We start from the raw sequence: 15,627 nt of genomic DNA, 5'->3' as shown, positions 1-15,627 counted from the left end.
CTATCGCGGCACCGCCGTTCCGGGGCGCCAGAGGAGAACCCGGAACCCACCCGTGATGCACGGCCATGGCGGAAGCCGGTGGTGGATTCGGGTTTCTCACCTGCGCCGAGCGCTGGAATGACGGTCCGGCGGGACGTTCAGTTCTCAAACGCCTTCGCAAAACGCGTCAAAGTCGGCTCGTCGGTGAGATCGAGCCGCAGCGGCGTCACCGAGATGCGGTTCTCGGCGATGGCCTTGAGATCCGAGCCGGTACCCGGCTCGAACCGCGCCTTGGCGAAGGCGAGCCAGAAATACGGGTTGCCGCGGCCGTCATGGCGGGCGTCGATACGCAGGAGCGCCTGGTTGCGCTGGCCCTGAGTGGCCACGGCGGTGCCCTGCACTTCGCCCGGCTCGCAATCCGGGAAGTTCACGTTGACGACGATGCCGGGCTCGATTCCCACATCCAGGATCTTGCGCACCACACGCGCGCCGTGCTCGGCAGCGCATTGGAACTTGATGCCGGCCCGGCCGCCGTGCCCATAGGCTTGGCTCAGCGCGATCGATGGAACGCCGAGGATGGTGCCCTCCATCGCAGCGGCGATGGTACCCGAATAGGTCACGTCTTCGGCGACATTCTGGCCGCGATTGACGCCGGACAGCACCAGATCGGGTTTGTGCTCTGCCAACAGGTGGGCGACGCCCATGATCACGCAATCGGACGGCGTGCCCTTCACGGCAAACCGCTTCTCGGAAATCTGGCGCAGCCGCAGCGGGTCGTTCAGCGAGAGCGAGTGCGAGACGCCCGACTGATCGTGTTCCGGCGCGACCACCCAAACGTCGTCGCTCAGGCTTTGGGCAATGCCCTCCAGCGTCTCGAGCCCCGGCGCATGGATGCCGTCGTCGTTGGTGACGAGAATGCGCATCAGGTGTTCGGTCCCTCGATCCGGTTGAGGCCGCCCATATAGGGCTGAAGCACGGACGGGATTGTGATGCTCCCGTCAGGGTTCTGGTAATTTTCCATCACGGCGATCAGCGCGCGGCCAACCGCGATGCCGGAGCCGTTCAGCGTATGCACGAAGGTCGGCTTGCCGTCCTTCCCCCGATAGCGCGCATTCATCCGCCGGGCCTGGAAATCACCACAGACCGAGCAGGACGAAATCTCGCGATAGGTTTGCTGGCCGGGCACCCAGACCTCGATGTCGTAGGTCTTCTGCGAAGCAAATCCCATGTCACCTGTGCACAGCGTCATGACGCGGTAGGTCAGGTCGAGCTTCTTCAGGACCGTCTCGGCGCAGGCGAGCATGCGCTCGTGCTCTTCCTCGGATTTTTCCGGGGCTGTGATCGAGACCAGCTCAACCTTGTTGAACTGATGCTGGCGCAGCATGCCGCGGGTGTCGCGCCCCGCCGCTCCAGCCTCCGCGCGGAAGCACGGGGTGAGAGCCGTGAAGCGGAGGGGGAGTTCGTCCTCGGAGAGGATAGATTCGCGGACGAGGTTGGTGAGGGGGACCTCGGCCGTGGGGACGAGCCAGAAGCCGTCTCCGGCCGCGAACTGGTCGTCCCGGAACTTCGGCAACTGCGCCGTACCGAACATCGCCTCGTCGCGCACCAGGATCGGCGGTGCGACTTCCGTGTAGCCATGCTCGGTCGTATGCAGATCGAGCATGAACTGGCCAAGCGACCGCTCCAGCCGAGCGAGCTGGCCCTTCAGCACCACAAATCGAGAGCCGGACAGCTTCGCCGCCGCTTCGAAATCCATCAGGCCAGTAGCCTCGCCGAGCTCGAAGTGCTGGCGCCCCTCGCTCAGCCGCTCGCGCCCGGAATCGTAGCGGCGATACTCGACATTGCCGTGCTCGTCGGCGCCCGGCGGCACGTCGGCCTTCGGCCGGTTCGGGATTTTTGCGAGTTCCTCGTCGAGGATCTTTCCGGCTTGCGTCTGCTCGGTCTCGAGGCGGGAGGCATCCTCCTTGAGCCGCGCGACCTCGGCCATCAACTCGCTGGCGCGGGCCTCGTCCTTCGCCTTCTTGGCGCCGCCGATCTCCTTGGAGAGTGCGTTGCGCCGCTCTTGGTTGGCCTGGGCTGCCGAAGTCGCCGCCTTGCGCGCGTCGTCCAGCGCGATCAGCGAGGCGCTCAGCGGCTCCAGGCCACGCCGGGCGAGGTCGTTGTCGAAGGCCTCTGGGTTCTCGCGGATGGCGCGGATGTCGTGCATGGGTGGCTCTGATCCTGATCGTGCACGCTTTGCAGCATCGACCGGAGCATCACAAGGCCGCCCCTACGGCTCCAGCCCTGCTGCCACCCGCTGCGCCTTGCGCATCTTCTCCACGCGGCCGACCGAGAAGACCGAGGCCTCGTAGAGCAGTAGCATCGGCAGCGCGAGGGAGAGCTGTGAAATCACGTCGGGCGGCGTCAGAACTGCAGCTGCGACGAAGACCAGCACGATGGCGTAGCGACGCTTCTCTTTGAGGAAGGCTTGGTCGATAATGCCGACCTGGCCGAGAAGCGTCAGGATCACCGGCATCTGAAAGGCGAGGCCGAAGGCGAAGATCAGGGTCATGATCAGCGAGAGGTACTCGTCGACCTTCGGCAGGAGCTTGATCGTCGGCTCGCCGGCCACACCCACCTGTTGCAGCGAGACCGAGAACGAGATCAGCAGCGGCATCGCCAGGAAATAGACGACCAGCGCACCGAGGATGAAGAAGATCGGGGTCGCGATCAGGTACGGCAGGAACGCCTTGCGCTCGTTGCGGTAGAGGCCCGGGGCTACGAAGGCGTAGATCTGCGTGGCGATGACCGGAAAGGCCAGGAAGCCGGCGCCGAACACGCTGAGCTTGATGTTTGTGAAGATCTGCTCGAGGAAATGCGTCGCGATCAGCTCGGCATTGGCCGCCCCGACTACCTGCACGTAGGGGTGGACCAGCAGGTTGTAGATGTTCCGGGAGAAGAAGAAGCACCCGAAGAACATCACCACGAAGGCGATCAACGACTTGATCAGTCGGGCGCGCAGCTCGATCAGGTGTTCGAGCAGCGGCGCACGCGAAGCCTCGATCTCGGCTTCGTCCTGCTCGGTCTTCATGAAAGCTGGCCGTCCGACGGTTTCGATTCGCTGGGTTGGGAGTGCGGAGGCGTGACGCCTGCCGTCTCGGACTGCACGACCTCGGAGAGCTCGGTCGGCCGCGGGACATCGTAGCTGCCGCCCTGCGACAGCCGCTCGGTGGTCGCATCATCCGCGCCCGCAATGGCGGAGGGCGCCGTGCTCTGCATCAGGTTCTGCGCCGGATCGGCCGCCTTGCCCGCGTTACGACCCTCGACGGCGCTCTTGAGCTCGTTGCGGATCGTATCGACGGGGTTGAAGCTCGGCTTGAAGCTCTCGGCCTGGCGCTTCACGCCTTCGACATCGCGCTTGATCTCGTCGAGTTCGGCCTCGCGGATCGCCTCGTTGAACTGGTGATGGAACTCGCCGGCCATGCGGCGCACCTTGGAGGTGACCTGCCCGACCGTGCGCAGGGCTTTCGGCAGGTCTTTCGGCCCGATGACGATCAGGGCGACGCCGCCGATCAGCATCACCTCGCCCCAGCTAAAGTCCAGCATGACGTCGTTGGTCCCGCCTTGCGCGGCCGCTTGAATCGGCGAAGAGGCGCTGAGCCTCAGCCTATGCGGTGATCGGCCGACTGCGCCGGCGCATGGCTCGGCTCGCCCTGGTGGGGAATGGTGCGGACCGGTTCGCTCGACGGCATCGTCGCCACCGGAGGCTGCTGGGACTTAGGCGCCTCGTCGTCCTCGGCCATGCCCTTCTTGAAGGCCTTGATGCCCTTGGCGACGTCGCCCATCAGCTCGGAGACCTTGCCGCGGCCGAACAGCATCATGACGATGACCGCCACGACGATCCAGTGCCAGATACTCAAGCTACCCATGGCGCATTTTCCTGCACCGCGCCGCTATCGACGCGATGCCTTTTCCAGTCGAAGAGTTCGCGCCAACCTAGGGATCGGCCCGGGCGAACACAAGTTCGCTCGTGCCATCCGCAGGTTACAAATTGGGGGCAGATCCGTGTCTCGCGGCGTCAGGCCGCGGCGGCGAGCCCCGCCTCGAAGCGGCTACGCGCCTCGGCGACATCGAAACTCTCGGAGCTATTCGAAAGCCGGGCCAGCGCGGCATGCGCCCGCTGCAGGGACATTCCAGAGAGCAGCGGCGTTCCCTCGACCACACTGCGCATCTGCCGCATCTGGCCGTTGCAGTGAAGCGCGACGTCGATGCCCGCGGCGAAGGCGGCTTCCGCGCGCCGGCGGTAGGAACCCTTGAGCGCCTTCATCGAGAGGTCGTCGGTCATCAGCAAGCCATCGAAGCCAATGGTATCGCGGATGATGTCTTCGATGACGATGCGTGACAGCGTAGCCGGCTTTTTCGGATCGAGATGCGGGTAGACCACATGCGCGCTCATCGCGAGCGGCATATCGGCGAGTGCCTGGAACGGCCGGAAGTCGGTGGCTTCCAGGCTCGCCCGGTCGGCATCGACCACGGGCAGCTGCATGTGGCTGTCGCTGGTGGCGCGGCCATGGCCGGGGAGGTGCTTGATCACCGGCAGCACGCCGCCGGCCATCAGCCCCTCGGCCACCGCGCGGCCGATCTCGGCGACCGAGTTCGCGTCCCGGGCATAGGCACGGTCACCGATGATCTCGTGGGTACCCTCGACCGGCACGTCTAGCATCGGCGCGCAATCGACGTTGATGCCGACATCCGCCAGATCATGCGCCATCAGCCGAGCGCCGAGCCAAGCCATCGCCTTGGCCGAACCATTGAGCCGCCCGAAGCGGGCGCCGGCCGGATATTTCGGCCAAAAGGGCGGTCCCATGCGCTGCACGCGTCCGCCTTCCTGGTCGATCAAGACAGGCGCGTCGGCGCGGCCGATTGTGTCGCGCAGGGCAGCGGTCAGCGCGCGCACCTCGTCGGGCGTGCCGATGTTGCGCTTGAACAGGATGAAGCCCCAGGGCTGTGCGTCGCGGAAGAACGCCGCCTCACGCGCCGTGAGCGTCTTGCCGGAACAGCCGAGAATCAGAGCACGGCAGGTCATGACTTGCGGGGGATCCTGAGGCCTTGGACAGGCTGACGTATCGAATCGTCAACGATAACAGTTGAGAATTGGCTTCACTCTGCGCGCTCGCAAGGCGAAACCGACCGGAAGCGGTCGCGCTGCCGGCCGGTGTGGCTTTCGAGAATCAGGCGGTGAGAGCCGGAGCCCGGACGCTCAGTTTTTCGAAACGAAGCACTGGCCGCCGGCGCCTTTCAGCTCCGTGCACAGGCTGGTCGCATCGTTCTTGGCCAGGGGCCCGACCCGGACGCGGTAGATCGCCTTGCCGCCGACTTCCGCCTGCTGGATCAACTCGGGCTTGCCCGAGAGCTGGCTGTACTTGCTCTGCATCTGGCGGAAGGCTGCATGAGCGTCGCTCTCGCTGGCGCGCACGCCGATCTGCACCGAGAAGCCGCCGACGCTGGCGGTGGACGCCGTGGCCTTCGGCGCAGCAGCGGGTGCCGCATCGGTGGAAGCGGTGGTCTCGGGCGCGATCGAGGCGACACGCTGCGGCGCCTTGCGGGCCGGCGGAACGGGCTCGGCCGCGGGCATCTCAGGCGTCGCGCCGGAGGCGTCGGCCGTCTGCACCGGCTTCGGTGCGGGAACGGGGGTCGGGGCAGGGCTCCGCGTCACGCTGCGCGGCTGGGAAACCGGCGTCTGCGACGCTGCGGCGGGCGACGCGTCCGGCATCATCATGGTTGGGATCGGCGAAACCTGGCCCGCATCGGCCGAGGCGACGCCCTGCGGCTGGCCCTGGGCCTGAGCCTGCGAGGCGGCGGTGACCGGAGTGTCCGGCTTCACCGAGACGGTCCGCACGCGGCGTGGCTCTCCGAGCGAATCGGTCAGCAGGGCGGTGTTGCCCGGGGTGGTGCCGCTTGCGCCATTGCCGCTCGCCGAACGCGCGGCCTGGGCTACGTCGAGCGGCTGCTCCTCGCGGTTGACGACCTTGATCTGACTGTCCTTGGCGTTGCGCTCGTAGATCTGCTTCTTCTGGTCGGGGATCTCGAGGCCGTCGGCTGTCGGCGGGGCAATCTTGAGCGGCGTCTTGTCGGCGAGAACGGTCACGGGCTCGCCGTTCGAGCCGTGCGAGCGCATCAGCTTCAGGCCGAGTGCGCCGGTAACGCAGAGGGTGAGCACGCCAATACCGGCGCCCACCTGCACGAGCCGCCGGTTCGGACGTTTGGCGACCGGCGCGCGGTAGCCAGCGCCCGAGTCGTCGAAGGCCGACGGGTCATGCTGTTCGCCGGCCGCTCCATCGGCGTAGGCGCCCTGCTCGACATTGGCGAGGTAGTGATCGAAGGCATCGGCGGGAGAGGCCTGCGCGGCTGCGAAGTCCTCTGCCTGAGCGGCCTCGGAGAAGGACGGCTCGATACGGCCGCTCTGACGCGTCTCCACGGCAGGCCGCGGGGCCGCTTGGTCGCCGCGTGATGCGAGAAGAGCGCGGAAGGGATCATCCTGGCCGACGATGCGGGCAAGCTCAGCCAGGGGGTCGGCGCGCGACGGCGCCGGTGCCGCAGGGTTGGCCAGGGACGTCTGACTCAGATCACGCTCGAACGCGTCGAAATCGATCGCCGCTCGCGGAGCGTTCGTCGCCATTGTCGCTTCCTTTCCAACCCGGCCAGCTCACCGCATTTCATCCGGTGCGGTGACACCCAGAACCGCGAGCCCAGAGGCCAGGACGCCACCAAGGGCTTCCACGAGGGCCAAGCGGGCACGGGTGGACTTTCGGTCGGTTGGATTAACAATCCGTAATTGCGGCAAGTCTTTGCCCTTATTCCAAAAACTATGCAGCGAACTCGCGGTTTCATAGAGGTGGAAGGCGATTCGATGTGGTTCGTGAGCAACGGCCGCTGATTCCAACACGCGCGGGTACTGCGCGATCAGCCGCATCATCTCGAACTCGCCGGGATCGGTGAGGAGCGAGAAATCCGCATCGGCTGCCAGTGACGCCTTCGACAAGTCCTCGTTAGCGAAGGCCTCAACTGCCTGACGCCGCACGGAAAAGCAGCGGGCGTGTCCGTACTGGACGTAGAAGACCGGGTTATCCTTCGACTTCTCGACGACCTTGGCGAGATCGAAATCGAGCGTCGCGTCGTTCTTCCGGTAGAGCATCATGAAGCGAATCGCGTCGCGCCCGACCTCGTCGATCACCTCGCGCAGGGTTACGAACTCGCCGGAGCGCTTCGACATCTTCACCGGCTCGCCGGCGCGCAGCAGCCGCACGAGTTGGCACAACTTCACGTCGAGCACGGCCTGGCCGTCGCTGACCGCCTTCACCGCTGCCTGCATGCGCTTCACGTAGCCGCCATGGTCGGCGCCGAGCACGTCGATCAACTCCGAGGCACCGGCCAGCCACTTCTCGCGATGATAGGCGATGTCGGAGGCGAAATAGGTGAAGCTGCCGTCCGATTTCAGCAGCGGCCGGTCGACATCGTCGCCGAATTGTGTGGCGCGGAACAGCGTCTGCTCGCGGTCCTCCCAATCCTCGGGAAGTTGGCCCTTCGGTGGCGGCAGCCGGCCCTCGTAGACGAGGCCCTTCGTGCGCAGCTCTTCGAGCAACTCGGCGACCTTGCCGCCATTCGCGCCCTGAAGCGTGCGCTCTGAGAAGAACACGTCGTGGCGGATGCCGATGGCGGCGAGGTCGTCGCGGATCATCGCCATCATCGCCTGGATCGCCGCCTCGCGGATGATCGGCAGCCATTCGTGCTCCGGCATGTCGAGCAGGTTGCGACCGTGCTCGCGGCTGATGTGCAGGCCGACAGGCTTCAGATAATCGCCGGGATATAGGCCCTCGGGGATCGCACCGATCTCTTCACCCAGCGCCTCGCGGTAGCGCAGGTAGGCCGAGCGGGCGAGCACGTCGACCTGGGCACCGGCATCGTTGATGTAGTATTCGCGGGTGACCTTACGCCCGGCCGCGATCAGCAGGCTGGCGAGTGCGTCGCCGAACACGGCGCCGCGGCCATGGCCGACATGCATCGGACCAGTGGGATTCGCCGAGACATACTCGATGTTCACCGCACCGCCCGGCAGCTTGGCGCGACCGAATTCCGTGTCGGTCAGGGCGGCGCGCACGACATCGTGGAACACGTCCGGAACCAGGCGCAGGTTGATGAAGCCGGGTCCGGCAACGCTCGCCTCGGTGATGCGCGGGTCGCCACGCAGCTCTTCGGCGAGCGCTTCGCCGAGGGCCTTCGGATTGGCCTTGGCCTCCTTGGCGAGCACCAGCGCCGCATTGGTGGCGAGGTCTCCGTGGGAAGGATCGCGCGGCGGCTCGACCACAACACGAGAAAGATCCAAGCCGCCCGGCAGCTTACCGGATTGAACGAGCGCTTCGAGGGCCTCGCGCACGCGCGCCTCGAACTGGGCGAAGATGTTCATGAAGTCGATGTCCGCTGGCGCGGCCGCATCCCGACGGCCGCCTGTCTCAGCGCGGCGGCATAGCAACGCGCGTCCGGGGTGTCACGGAGAACGGCCCGCATCTGCGCCATCCCTGCCCGGCACGAGGAGGCGCGCCAGTCCGTCGCGCCAGTCGTCGGGCAGCGGCACCGGCCGCCGGGTCTGTCGGTCGACATAGACGTGGACGAAATAGCCCTGTGCCGAGGCCTGGTCTTCGTCGTTGCGGAAAATGCCGATCTCGTAGCGCACGCTGGAGCGGCCGAGATGCGTCACCCGCAGGCCCGCCTCGACCCTGTCCGGAAAAGCGATCGGCGCGAAGTAGCGACAGCCCGTCTCGACGACGAGGCCGATCACGGCGCCGGTCTCGACGTCGAGCAGGCCGCTTTCGACGTGGAAGCCCGCCACCACCGTGTCGAAGAAGGCGTAATACACGACATTGTTGACGTGGCCGTAGACGTCATTCTCGGCCCAGCGCGTCGTGATCGACCGGAAATGGGCAAAGTCCGCCCGCGTCTCGCGGGCCGGACGGTCTTGTCCGTTCATGCTCTGCGCCCTTTCGACATTCATCATGACGTCGCTTCGCCGGGGATGACTGGGCAACTCAGTAGAGCGCCGTGTTGAAGATGGACGCTCCCGGTCGCCCTGATCAGAGCGGACGATCTGCTCGATCCCGGGAGTTTTTGATGAAGGCACTTCTTGTTACGGGCGCGGCGCTCGCCGCCCTGACCCTCGTGCCGGCGGCCGCCGAGGCGGGCAGCTACGGACGCGGTGGTTACGGACGCGGCGGTTTTGGCGGCTATCATGGCGGGTTCGCCGGGCATCGCGGCGGCTTCGGTGGCCACCGCGGCTTCTACGGCGCCCGTGGTTACGGTCGCGGTTTCGCCTATCGCCGTGGGCTCGGCTATGGTCTCGCCGGTGCCGGCCTCGGCCTGGGTCTCGGCCTCGCCACGGCCGGTGCCTATGGCGGCTACGGCTACGGCGGTTACGGTTATGGTTCGTCCTACGGCTATGGCGGCTATGCTCCGGCCGGCTACGGCTACGGCTACGGTGGTTGCGGCGCCAGCTACGTGCCGAGCGTGAGCTACGGCGGCTGCGGCCATTGCGGCTACAGCTACGTCTATCGCTCGCCCTGCGGCGGCTACTGATCGCGCATCGGGGCGAGCGAGATCCGCCCCGAATGTTCTCACGGCTCCGCCAGGGGCAGGCCGCGATCCATCGCATGCCAATGCAGGCTCGGCGTGCTCGGGTAGAACTTGCCGTGCTCGCGCGCGGCATAGGTATCGGTCATTCCGGCGATGTAGTCGGCGACGCGGCGCGCCCGCCGGCCCTCCTCAGCGCCGTCCAGGCCGGCCTGCCATTCCGCCGGCATCCGGCGCGGATCGGCGATGAAGGCTGCGAATAGATCGGCCACGATGTCGCTGGCCTTCTCCCGGACCGCCATGACGTCGGGGTTGCGGTACATTCGGGCGAACAGGAATGCCTTGATCTCTGCATCGGCCGCCGCGATCCGCCCGGAGAAAGCCACGACCGGCGCCTGAGCCCCCCGGATCTCCTCGACGCTTCGCGGGTTCAGGGCTGCCAGCCGCCGTTCGCTCTCGCTGATCAGGTCTTCGACGAAGCGCGTGATGATCCGACGTGCCAGTTCGTGGATCGTCCGCGAGTTTTCGAGCCCTGGGTGACGGGTTTCGATCTCATCGAGGAGCGCCGCCAGGAACGGCACCGTGCGCAGTTCTTCGAGCTCGAACAGACCTGCCCGCAATCCATCGTCGAGGTCGTGCGCATCGTAGGCGATGTCGTCGGCGAGGGCCGCGGCCTGCGCCTCGGCACCGGCATAGCTCGCGAGTTCGAGATCGTTCAGGGCGTTGTATTCGAGGATCGCCACCGGAATTCCCGCGTGGCGGTAGCGCGGCGTCGGCTGTCCGCTCTCGTCGAGCAGCGGGCCGTTGTGCTTGACCAGACCCTCCAGCGTCTCCCAGCTCAGGTTGAGCCCGTCGAATTCGGCATAGCGCCGCTCAAGGCGGGTGACGATGCGCAGGGCCTGGGCGTTGTGGTCGAAGCCGCCGTAATCGGCCATGCAGGCGTCGAGGGCGTCCTCGCCGGTATGCCCGAAGCAGGTATGGCCGAGGTCGTGCGAGAGGGCGAGCGCCTCGGCGAGATCCTCGTCGAGGCCGAGCGCCCGAGCGAGCGCGCGGGCGATCTGGCTGACCTCCAAGGTATGGGTCAGCCGCGTGCGATAGTGGTCGCCCTCATGGTGCACGAAGACCTGGGTCTTGTGCTTGAGCCGCCGGAACGCGCTCGAATGGATGATGCGATCACGGTCGCGCTGGAAGTCGCTGCGCGTCGGGGAGAACGGCTCGGGGATCAGCCGTCCGCGCGTCGCCGCCGGATCGGTAGCGTAGGCCGCCCTCCAGCGCTCGCCCGGTCGCCGTGTCGTCGATGTGTTCTGCACCACGTCCTGCACCGCCCTCATGCCGCGCTGCGTTGCGGTGTGTCGGCCTACCCCATATCTTGTCCATAGGTCTCATCCGACAATCGCGCACCGCCGTCGTACGGGACCGAACAACGAAGCCGAGCTCGCCATGGCCGACATTCAACTGACTGCCCGCGCCGCCAAACGCATCAAAGAGATCATGAGCCAGGAGCCGCCTGGCAGCTCCCTGCGCATCAGCGTCAATGGCGGCGGCTGCTCGGGATTCTCCTATGCCTTCGACATCGAGCAGGTCCGAACCGAAGAGGATCTGGTGATCGAGAAGGACGGCGCCACCGTGCTCGTCGATCCGGTCTCGATCGAGTACATGGGCGGCTCGGTGATCGACTTCGCCAACGACCTGATCGGCCAGTCCTTCAAGATCGAGAACCCGCAGGCGACTTCGTCCTGCGGCTGCGGCACGTCGTTCTCGCTCTGAGCGGTCAAATATCAGTGGCCCTCGTCATTCCGGGCGCCGCTTCCGGTCCCGAAATGACGATGATTTCGTCTGAAGCCTTGCCGTGTCATCGGCGCAATTGCCTGCTCTAGCGTTCTGCGGCAGTGCATGGCGCCCGTGCGAGCGGGCCGCGATGACCTCCACGTTCCTCGCGATCCAGCTTTCCGGACCAAGCCATGACTTTATCCTCCGGTCGCCGCGGCTTCAGGCAGGCGGTGCTCGCGTCGGTCTGCAGCCTCGCGGTGCTGAGCGCTCTGCCGGCCGCTGGGCCGGTCCGGGCCCAGGAGGCAGCCTCCGCGGTCCAGGATGTGTCGCTGCAGGACGTGGTGCTGAACTTCGGCGGCATGCGGCTGAGCGCGCCGCAGATGACGGCGAGCGGCACGCGCCTGTCGAAGGAGGATCTCCTCGCCATCCTCAAGGCCGACGGCAAGGAGCCCTGGGCGGCCCGCCTCGCTCGGCTCGATGCCGGCAGCCTCGCCATTCCCGAGCTGCGCATCGAGCAGACCAGCGGCGGCATGCGCCAGGCCGCGATCTATCGCGACGTGGTCGCCCGCGGCGTTCATGCCGGCCGCATCGCCGAGCTGACCTCGGCCGGTGCCGCCGTTACCGTAGCCGGAGCCATGGAGGGCAAGTCCGCTAACGGGGACGGCTCCTATGGGAAGATCCGGGCCGAGGACGTCGACCTCGCGGCGCTCGCCCGCCTGTCCACCGAACCGGGTGATGGCAAGGGGCCGTGGCAGCGGCTCTACGCGGCCTTCTCCGTCGAGAGCATCGCCTTCAAGGACGAGCGCGGCACGCAGGTAAGCTTCGCCCGCCTCGCCGGGCGCGACTTCTCCGGCCGCCAACTCCCGACCACCTGGAACGGCGCCTTCGACGCCTTCAAGGGTCTCGACCTCATGCAAGCCGATCCGGCTGCGCGCGCGAAGGCTGCCGGCAACGCGGCAAACCTGATCGAAGCCGTGTCCGTCGGTAGTCTGGAGGCGACGGGTCTTCGGGTTCAGGAGACCAAGGCCGACACGCCGATCGATCTGACCATTGACCGCCTCGCCTACGCGTCGACGGGTGCGGATGCAGGGATCTCACTGAGCGGCATCGGTTTCACCGGAACCGGCTCCCGGTCGACGATCTCCAAGCTGTCGCTCAGTGGTTTCTCGCTGGAGCCGACCCTCGCAACCCTGCGCCAGTTGTCGAAGCCGGGCGCGGCGGCGGTCGTGTCCGATGCCGACATGCGCCGCCTGACCCCCGTGATCGGCACGCTGCTGCTCTCGGGGCTCAGCCTCGACCTTCCGAGCGACGCGGCCCCCGGCCGCAAGGCGCCCTCGCCTGCTGATCCCCTTGCCAAGCCTTCCAACGGCACGCTGCATGTCGGACTGCGCGACGCCAGCATGACCTTCGGCCCGCCGAAGGACGGCGTGCCGGTGGCGAGCCGGCTGTCGCTCTCGGGCCTGACCATGCCCGCCTCGGTCGTGTCGGGCTTCCCGGTCCTCGGCTCGCTCGGCCTCTATGGCTACCGCGACCTCGACCTCAATATCGTGGCCGACTCCGCCTGGGACGAGAGCGCGAAGGAGCTGGCGCTCCGCGAGGTCTCGGTCTCGGGCAAGGACATGGGCACGCTTCACCTCAACGCCACGCTCGGCGGGATCGGGCCGGAGATCTTCGATCCCGATGCCGCTACCTCCGGCTTCGCCATGCTCTCGGCCACCGCCAAGACCCTCGACCTCAAGGTGCAGAATGGCGGCCTCTACGACCGCTTCATCGACGCGACCTCGAAGTCGCTGAGCCTCAAGCCGGACGAACTGCGCAAGGAATACGTCACGGCCTGCCTCATCGGTATTCCGGTGATCCTCGGCAACTCGCCGGCCGCCAAAGCGATCGGGGCCGCCATGGGCAAGTTCGCCGCGAAGCCCGGCACGCTTTCGATCAGCGCCAGGGCGAAGGGCGACGCCGGCCTCGGCGTCGTTGATTTCAGCACGGCGACGAGCCCTGCCGCCGTGCTCGATAAGCTGGATGTCAGCGCCTCAGCGGAGTGAGGCGCCCCCTCAGGTCCGCTGGAGCGCAGTCTTCACCTTCTCCGGTGTGAATGGCACCGAGCGCAGGCGCAGGCCGATGGCGTCGTAGACGGCGTTGGAGATCGCCGACGGAATCACGGCTGCCGAAGGCTCGCCGGCGCCCCAGGGCTTGTCGCGAGGCCGGTCGATCAGCTCCATGACGATCTCTGGCACCTCCGGGAAGGTCAGGATCGGGTAGCTCGCCCAATCGGTGCTCGTGACCCGCGAGCGGTCGAACATCACTTCCTCCTTGAGCACGCGGCTCACGGTCTGGATGACGTTGCCCTCGATCTGGTTGCGTACCCCGTCCGGGTTGATGATCTGCCCGCAATCCTGGACCACGAAGACCCTTTTGGCGCGGATCGTTCCGGAGCTGCGCTCGACCTCGACCTCGGCCAAAGCCGCGACATAGGTCCGGTAGAGCTCGTATTTGACGTAGGACAGCCCACGGCCGGTCTGGACGTCGCCTCCCGCCTCCTTCCCCTCGCCTTTGGGCGAAGGCCGGCTCTCCCATTTCGCGAGGGCGGCCAGGCGTTTGAGCACCTCGATTCCGCGCGGGTCGTTCAACGAGCGCAGCCGATACTCCAGGGGGTCGATCCCAGCCGCTGCGGCACACTCATCGAGAAAGGCCTCATTGGCGAATGTGTTTTGCATGCGCCCCGGCGTGCGGATCCAGGAGGGGCGCAGCGGTGTCGTAGCGAGGCGGCGGCAGACCGTCTTCACGTTCGGGAAGCCGTAGGGGATCGCCGAGTTGTGGACGATGTTGCCCGGTGCGAGCGCCGTCTCGTGTGGCAGGCCGGCCAGCGTCGCCGCCACCAGCGGCACAGTGCCCGCGGCTCCCACGGGGATGTGGAACTGCGATGACCAGGCCGTCACCGCGCCCTTGTCATCAAGCCCGGCCGAGAGGTCGATCAGGGTCGGCGGGCCCTTGGGGTCCCAGCCGTGCTCGTCGGCCCGCGACCATTGCACCCGCACCGGCTTGCCGACGGCGCGGGCGAGGATGGCCGCATCGGCTGCGGCATCCTCGTGACCGTTGCGGCCGTAGCAGCCCGAGCCCTCGACATAGATGCAGCGCACTTTTTCCGGCGGCAGCGAAAACATTGCCGAGAGCTGCGTGCGCAGCGCGTGGGTCATCTGCGACGCGGTCCAGACGGTGAGCGCGTCGCCCTCAGGCTGCGCCACCGCGCAGGAGGGACCGATGGAGCCGTGGGTATGGATCGCGAAATCGTAGGTCGCCTTCAGCTTCCGCGCGGCTTGAGCCATGGCACCGTCGGCGTCGCCCACGTTCGACGTCGTGTCCTCTTTCACCACGGGCGTGGCACGGACGTGCTCCCAGAGCTTGGCCTGCTCCGGCAGCGTCTCGGCCTTAGACCATGTCGCCGAGAGTTTTTGCGCGGCCTTGATCGCGGCCCATTCGCTCGTGGCGACGACGCCCAGGAAGTCGCCCTCACGGACGACCTTTACGAGGCCGGGGATGCCGGCAACCGAAGCCTCATCGACGCCGGTCAGCCGTGCCTCTATCGCCGGCGGCCGTATCACGCGGCCGTGCAGCATGCCGGGCAGCATCACGTCCTGCATGTAGGTGAAGGTGGCGTAGATCTTGGCCGGGATGTCGAGGCGCGGCACCGACTTGCCGACGAGGCTAAAGTCGTCGGGGTTTTTGCTTGGCGCGTCCTTGTCGAGCTTCAGCGCGAAATGGCCGTCCTTCAGCAACTCGGCATAGGCGATACCCTCCCCGCCCGCGGCTGGCGCCACGCGACCGTCCTTGGTGACCAGCGCATCCATTGGCGTGCCGAGCCGCTCCGAGGCGAGCTGGATGAGCTTGCGCCGGGCGGTCGCGGCGGCGGTGCGAATCTGCGTCCCGCCGTTCTGGATCGAAAGGCTGCCATAGGTCGGCCCCTGGTCCGGCGTTAGGGCAGTGTCGCCTTGGATCACGCGTACCCGGGAGAGCGGCAGGTCGAGCTCGTCGGCCGCCATCTGGGTCAGCGCTGTCCGGACGCCGGTGCCGAGATCGACCTTGCCGGAATAGATGATGGCCGAGCCGTCGCGCTCCAGAGCGAGGTAGCTATCGACCTCGTCGAGGGCGACCGGCTTCGAGGGCGCGGTACCGGCCATGGCGGGCAGCGCGCGGCTCAGTGTGAAGCCTACGATGATGGCGCCGCCCTGCAGAAGGCTGCGGCGGGAGAGTTGGCTGTTTGGCATGATTCCCTCCCCG

Annotated in this window: 14 protein-coding genes; 3 read left to right on the top strand and 11 right to left on the bottom strand. The window is 66.8% G+C overall.

Annotation, left to right across the window (positions count from 1 at the left end; all coding sequences use genetic code 11):
- Window positions 1–137: 137 nt before the first annotated feature.
- The 9 genes from surE to MGN01_RS11330 form a co-directional block, all read right to left on the bottom strand.
- Complete coding sequence (gene surE / locus MGN01_RS11370; protein WP_147046727.1) at window positions 138–902, bottom strand: 5'/3'-nucleotidase SurE; 765 nt, start codon at window positions 900–902, stop codon at window positions 138–140.
- Complete coding sequence (serS, locus tag MGN01_RS11365) at window positions 902–2,185, bottom strand: serine--tRNA ligase (RefSeq protein ID WP_147046726.1); 1,284 nt, start codon at window positions 2,183–2,185, stop codon at window positions 902–904. Before serS ends, surE begins: the two co-directional genes overlap by 1 nt.
- A gap of 63 nt (window positions 2,186–2,248) precedes the next feature.
- Complete coding sequence (tatC, locus tag MGN01_RS11360; protein WP_147046725.1) at window positions 2,249–3,049, bottom strand: twin-arginine translocase subunit TatC; 801 nt, start codon at window positions 3,047–3,049, stop codon at window positions 2,249–2,251.
- A complete protein-coding gene (tatB, locus tag MGN01_RS11355) occupies window positions 3,046–3,564 on the bottom strand; it encodes a Sec-independent protein translocase protein TatB (protein ID WP_147046724.1) in 519 nt (172 codons plus the stop codon). The genes tatC and tatB overlap by 4 nt, the downstream gene beginning before the upstream one ends.
- Before the next feature lie 56 nt (window positions 3,565–3,620).
- Complete coding sequence (locus tag MGN01_RS11350; RefSeq protein ID WP_147046723.1) at window positions 3,621–3,887, bottom strand: twin-arginine translocase TatA/TatE family subunit; 267 nt, start codon at window positions 3,885–3,887, stop codon at window positions 3,621–3,623.
- A gap of 149 nt (window positions 3,888–4,036) precedes the next feature.
- The gene (gene nagZ / locus MGN01_RS11345; RefSeq protein WP_147046722.1) at window positions 4,037–5,044 is read right to left on the bottom strand and encodes a beta-N-acetylhexosaminidase; all 1,008 of its coding nucleotides are present in this window, start codon (window positions 5,042–5,044) and stop codon (window positions 4,037–4,039) included.
- 174 nt (window positions 5,045–5,218) lie between these two features.
- Complete coding sequence (locus tag MGN01_RS11340; protein ID WP_147046721.1) at window positions 5,219–6,637, bottom strand: SPOR domain-containing protein; 1,419 nt, start codon at window positions 6,635–6,637, stop codon at window positions 5,219–5,221.
- Between the two features lie 27 nt (window positions 6,638–6,664).
- The gene (gene argS, locus MGN01_RS11335) at window positions 6,665–8,422 is read right to left on the bottom strand and encodes an arginine--tRNA ligase (RefSeq protein WP_147046720.1); all 1,758 of its coding nucleotides are present in this window, start codon (window positions 8,420–8,422) and stop codon (window positions 6,665–6,667) included.
- Between the two features lie 81 nt (window positions 8,423–8,503).
- Complete coding sequence (locus tag MGN01_RS11330; RefSeq protein WP_147046719.1) at window positions 8,504–8,983, bottom strand: acyl-CoA thioesterase; 480 nt, start codon at window positions 8,981–8,983, stop codon at window positions 8,504–8,506.
- A 140-nt stretch (window positions 8,984–9,123) separates the two neighbouring features.
- Here MGN01_RS11330 and MGN01_RS11325 point away from each other — a divergent pair, with 140 nt between their 5' ends.
- On the top strand, window positions 9,124–9,585 hold the full coding sequence (locus MGN01_RS11325) for a hypothetical protein (protein WP_147046718.1): 462 nt from the start codon (window positions 9,124–9,126) through the stop codon (window positions 9,583–9,585).
- Window positions 9,586–9,623: 38 nt separating this feature from the next.
- Here the strand turns inward: MGN01_RS11325 and MGN01_RS11320 are convergent, their stop codons facing one another.
- Window positions 9,624–10,910 (bottom strand): deoxyguanosinetriphosphate triphosphohydrolase, encoded by a 1,287-nt coding sequence (locus tag MGN01_RS11320; RefSeq protein ID WP_147046717.1) that lies wholly within the window; start codon window positions 10,908–10,910, stop codon window positions 9,624–9,626.
- Window positions 10,911–11,019: 109 nt separating this feature from the next.
- Between MGN01_RS11320 and erpA the strand changes: the two genes are divergently transcribed.
- Together erpA and MGN01_RS11310 are read left to right on the top strand one after the other, a co-directional pair.
- Window positions 11,020–11,346 carry an iron-sulfur cluster insertion protein ErpA gene (gene erpA, locus MGN01_RS11315; RefSeq protein ID WP_147046716.1) on the top strand — a complete coding sequence of 109 codons (327 nt, stop codon included), beginning with the start codon at window positions 11,020–11,022 and terminating at the stop codon, window positions 11,344–11,346.
- Window positions 11,347–11,540: 194 nt separating this feature from the next.
- Window positions 11,541–13,394 carry an aq_1923 C-terminal domain gene (locus MGN01_RS11310; RefSeq protein WP_147046715.1) on the top strand — a complete coding sequence of 618 codons (1,854 nt, stop codon included), beginning with the start codon at window positions 11,541–11,543 and terminating at the stop codon, window positions 13,392–13,394.
- 9 nt (window positions 13,395–13,403) lie between these two features.
- On the opposite strand, the gene MGN01_RS11305 is transcribed toward MGN01_RS11310, so the two are convergent.
- A complete protein-coding gene (locus tag MGN01_RS11305; RefSeq protein WP_147046714.1) occupies window positions 13,404–15,614 on the bottom strand; it encodes a xanthine dehydrogenase family protein molybdopterin-binding subunit in 2,211 nt (736 codons plus the stop codon).
- Window positions 15,615–15,627: the final 13 nt, after the last annotated feature.

This window comes from Methylobacterium gnaphalii, assembly GCF_007992215.1.
In the GTDB taxonomy this organism is placed as follows: Bacteria; Pseudomonadota; Alphaproteobacteria; order Rhizobiales; family Beijerinckiaceae; genus Methylobacterium; species Methylobacterium gnaphalii.
This window is presented reverse-complemented; position numbering and strand designations above follow the sequence as displayed.

Excerpts from the sequence above, each read along its gene's own strand:
- MGN01_RS11340 (WP_147046721.1), bottom strand. The coding sequence starts at position 6,637 with ATGGCGACGAACGCTCCGCGAGCGGCGATCGATTTCGACGCGTTCGAG.
- MGN01_RS11330 (WP_147046719.1), bottom strand. The coding sequence starts at position 8,983 with ATGAACGGACAAGACCGTCCGGCCCGCGAGACGCGGGCGGACTTTGCC.
- tatB (WP_147046724.1), bottom strand. The coding sequence starts at position 3,564 with ATGCTGGACTTTAGCTGGGGCGAGGTGATGCTGATCGGCGGCGTCGCC.
- MGN01_RS11320 (WP_147046717.1), bottom strand. The coding sequence starts at position 10,910 with ATGAGGGCGGTGCAGGACGTGGTGCAGAACACATCGACGACACGGCGA.
- MGN01_RS11325 (WP_147046718.1), top strand. The coding sequence starts at position 9,124 with ATGAAGGCACTTCTTGTTACGGGCGCGGCGCTCGCCGCCCTGACCCTC.
- MGN01_RS11305 (WP_147046714.1), bottom strand. The coding sequence starts at position 15,614 with ATGCCAAACAGCCAACTCTCCCGCCGCAGCCTTCTGCAGGGCGGCGCC.
- argS (WP_147046720.1), bottom strand. The coding sequence starts at position 8,422 with ATGAACATCTTCGCCCAGTTCGAGGCGCGCGTGCGCGAGGCCCTCGAA.
- tatC (WP_147046725.1), bottom strand. The coding sequence starts at position 3,049 with ATGAAGACCGAGCAGGACGAAGCCGAGATCGAGGCTTCGCGTGCGCCG.
- MGN01_RS11350 (WP_147046723.1), bottom strand. The coding sequence starts at position 3,887 with ATGGGTAGCTTGAGTATCTGGCACTGGATCGTCGTGGCGGTCATCGTC.
- MGN01_RS11310 (WP_147046715.1), top strand. The coding sequence starts at position 11,541 with ATGACTTTATCCTCCGGTCGCCGCGGCTTCAGGCAGGCGGTGCTCGCG.
- serS (WP_147046726.1), bottom strand. The coding sequence starts at position 2,185 with ATGCACGACATCCGCGCCATCCGCGAGAACCCAGAGGCCTTCGACAAC.
- surE (WP_147046727.1), bottom strand. The coding sequence starts at position 902 with ATGCGCATTCTCGTCACCAACGACGACGGCATCCATGCGCCGGGGCTC.
- nagZ (WP_147046722.1), bottom strand. The coding sequence starts at position 5,044 with ATGACCTGCCGTGCTCTGATTCTCGGCTGTTCCGGCAAGACGCTCACG.
- erpA (WP_147046716.1), top strand. The coding sequence starts at position 11,020 with ATGGCCGACATTCAACTGACTGCCCGCGCCGCCAAACGCATCAAAGAG.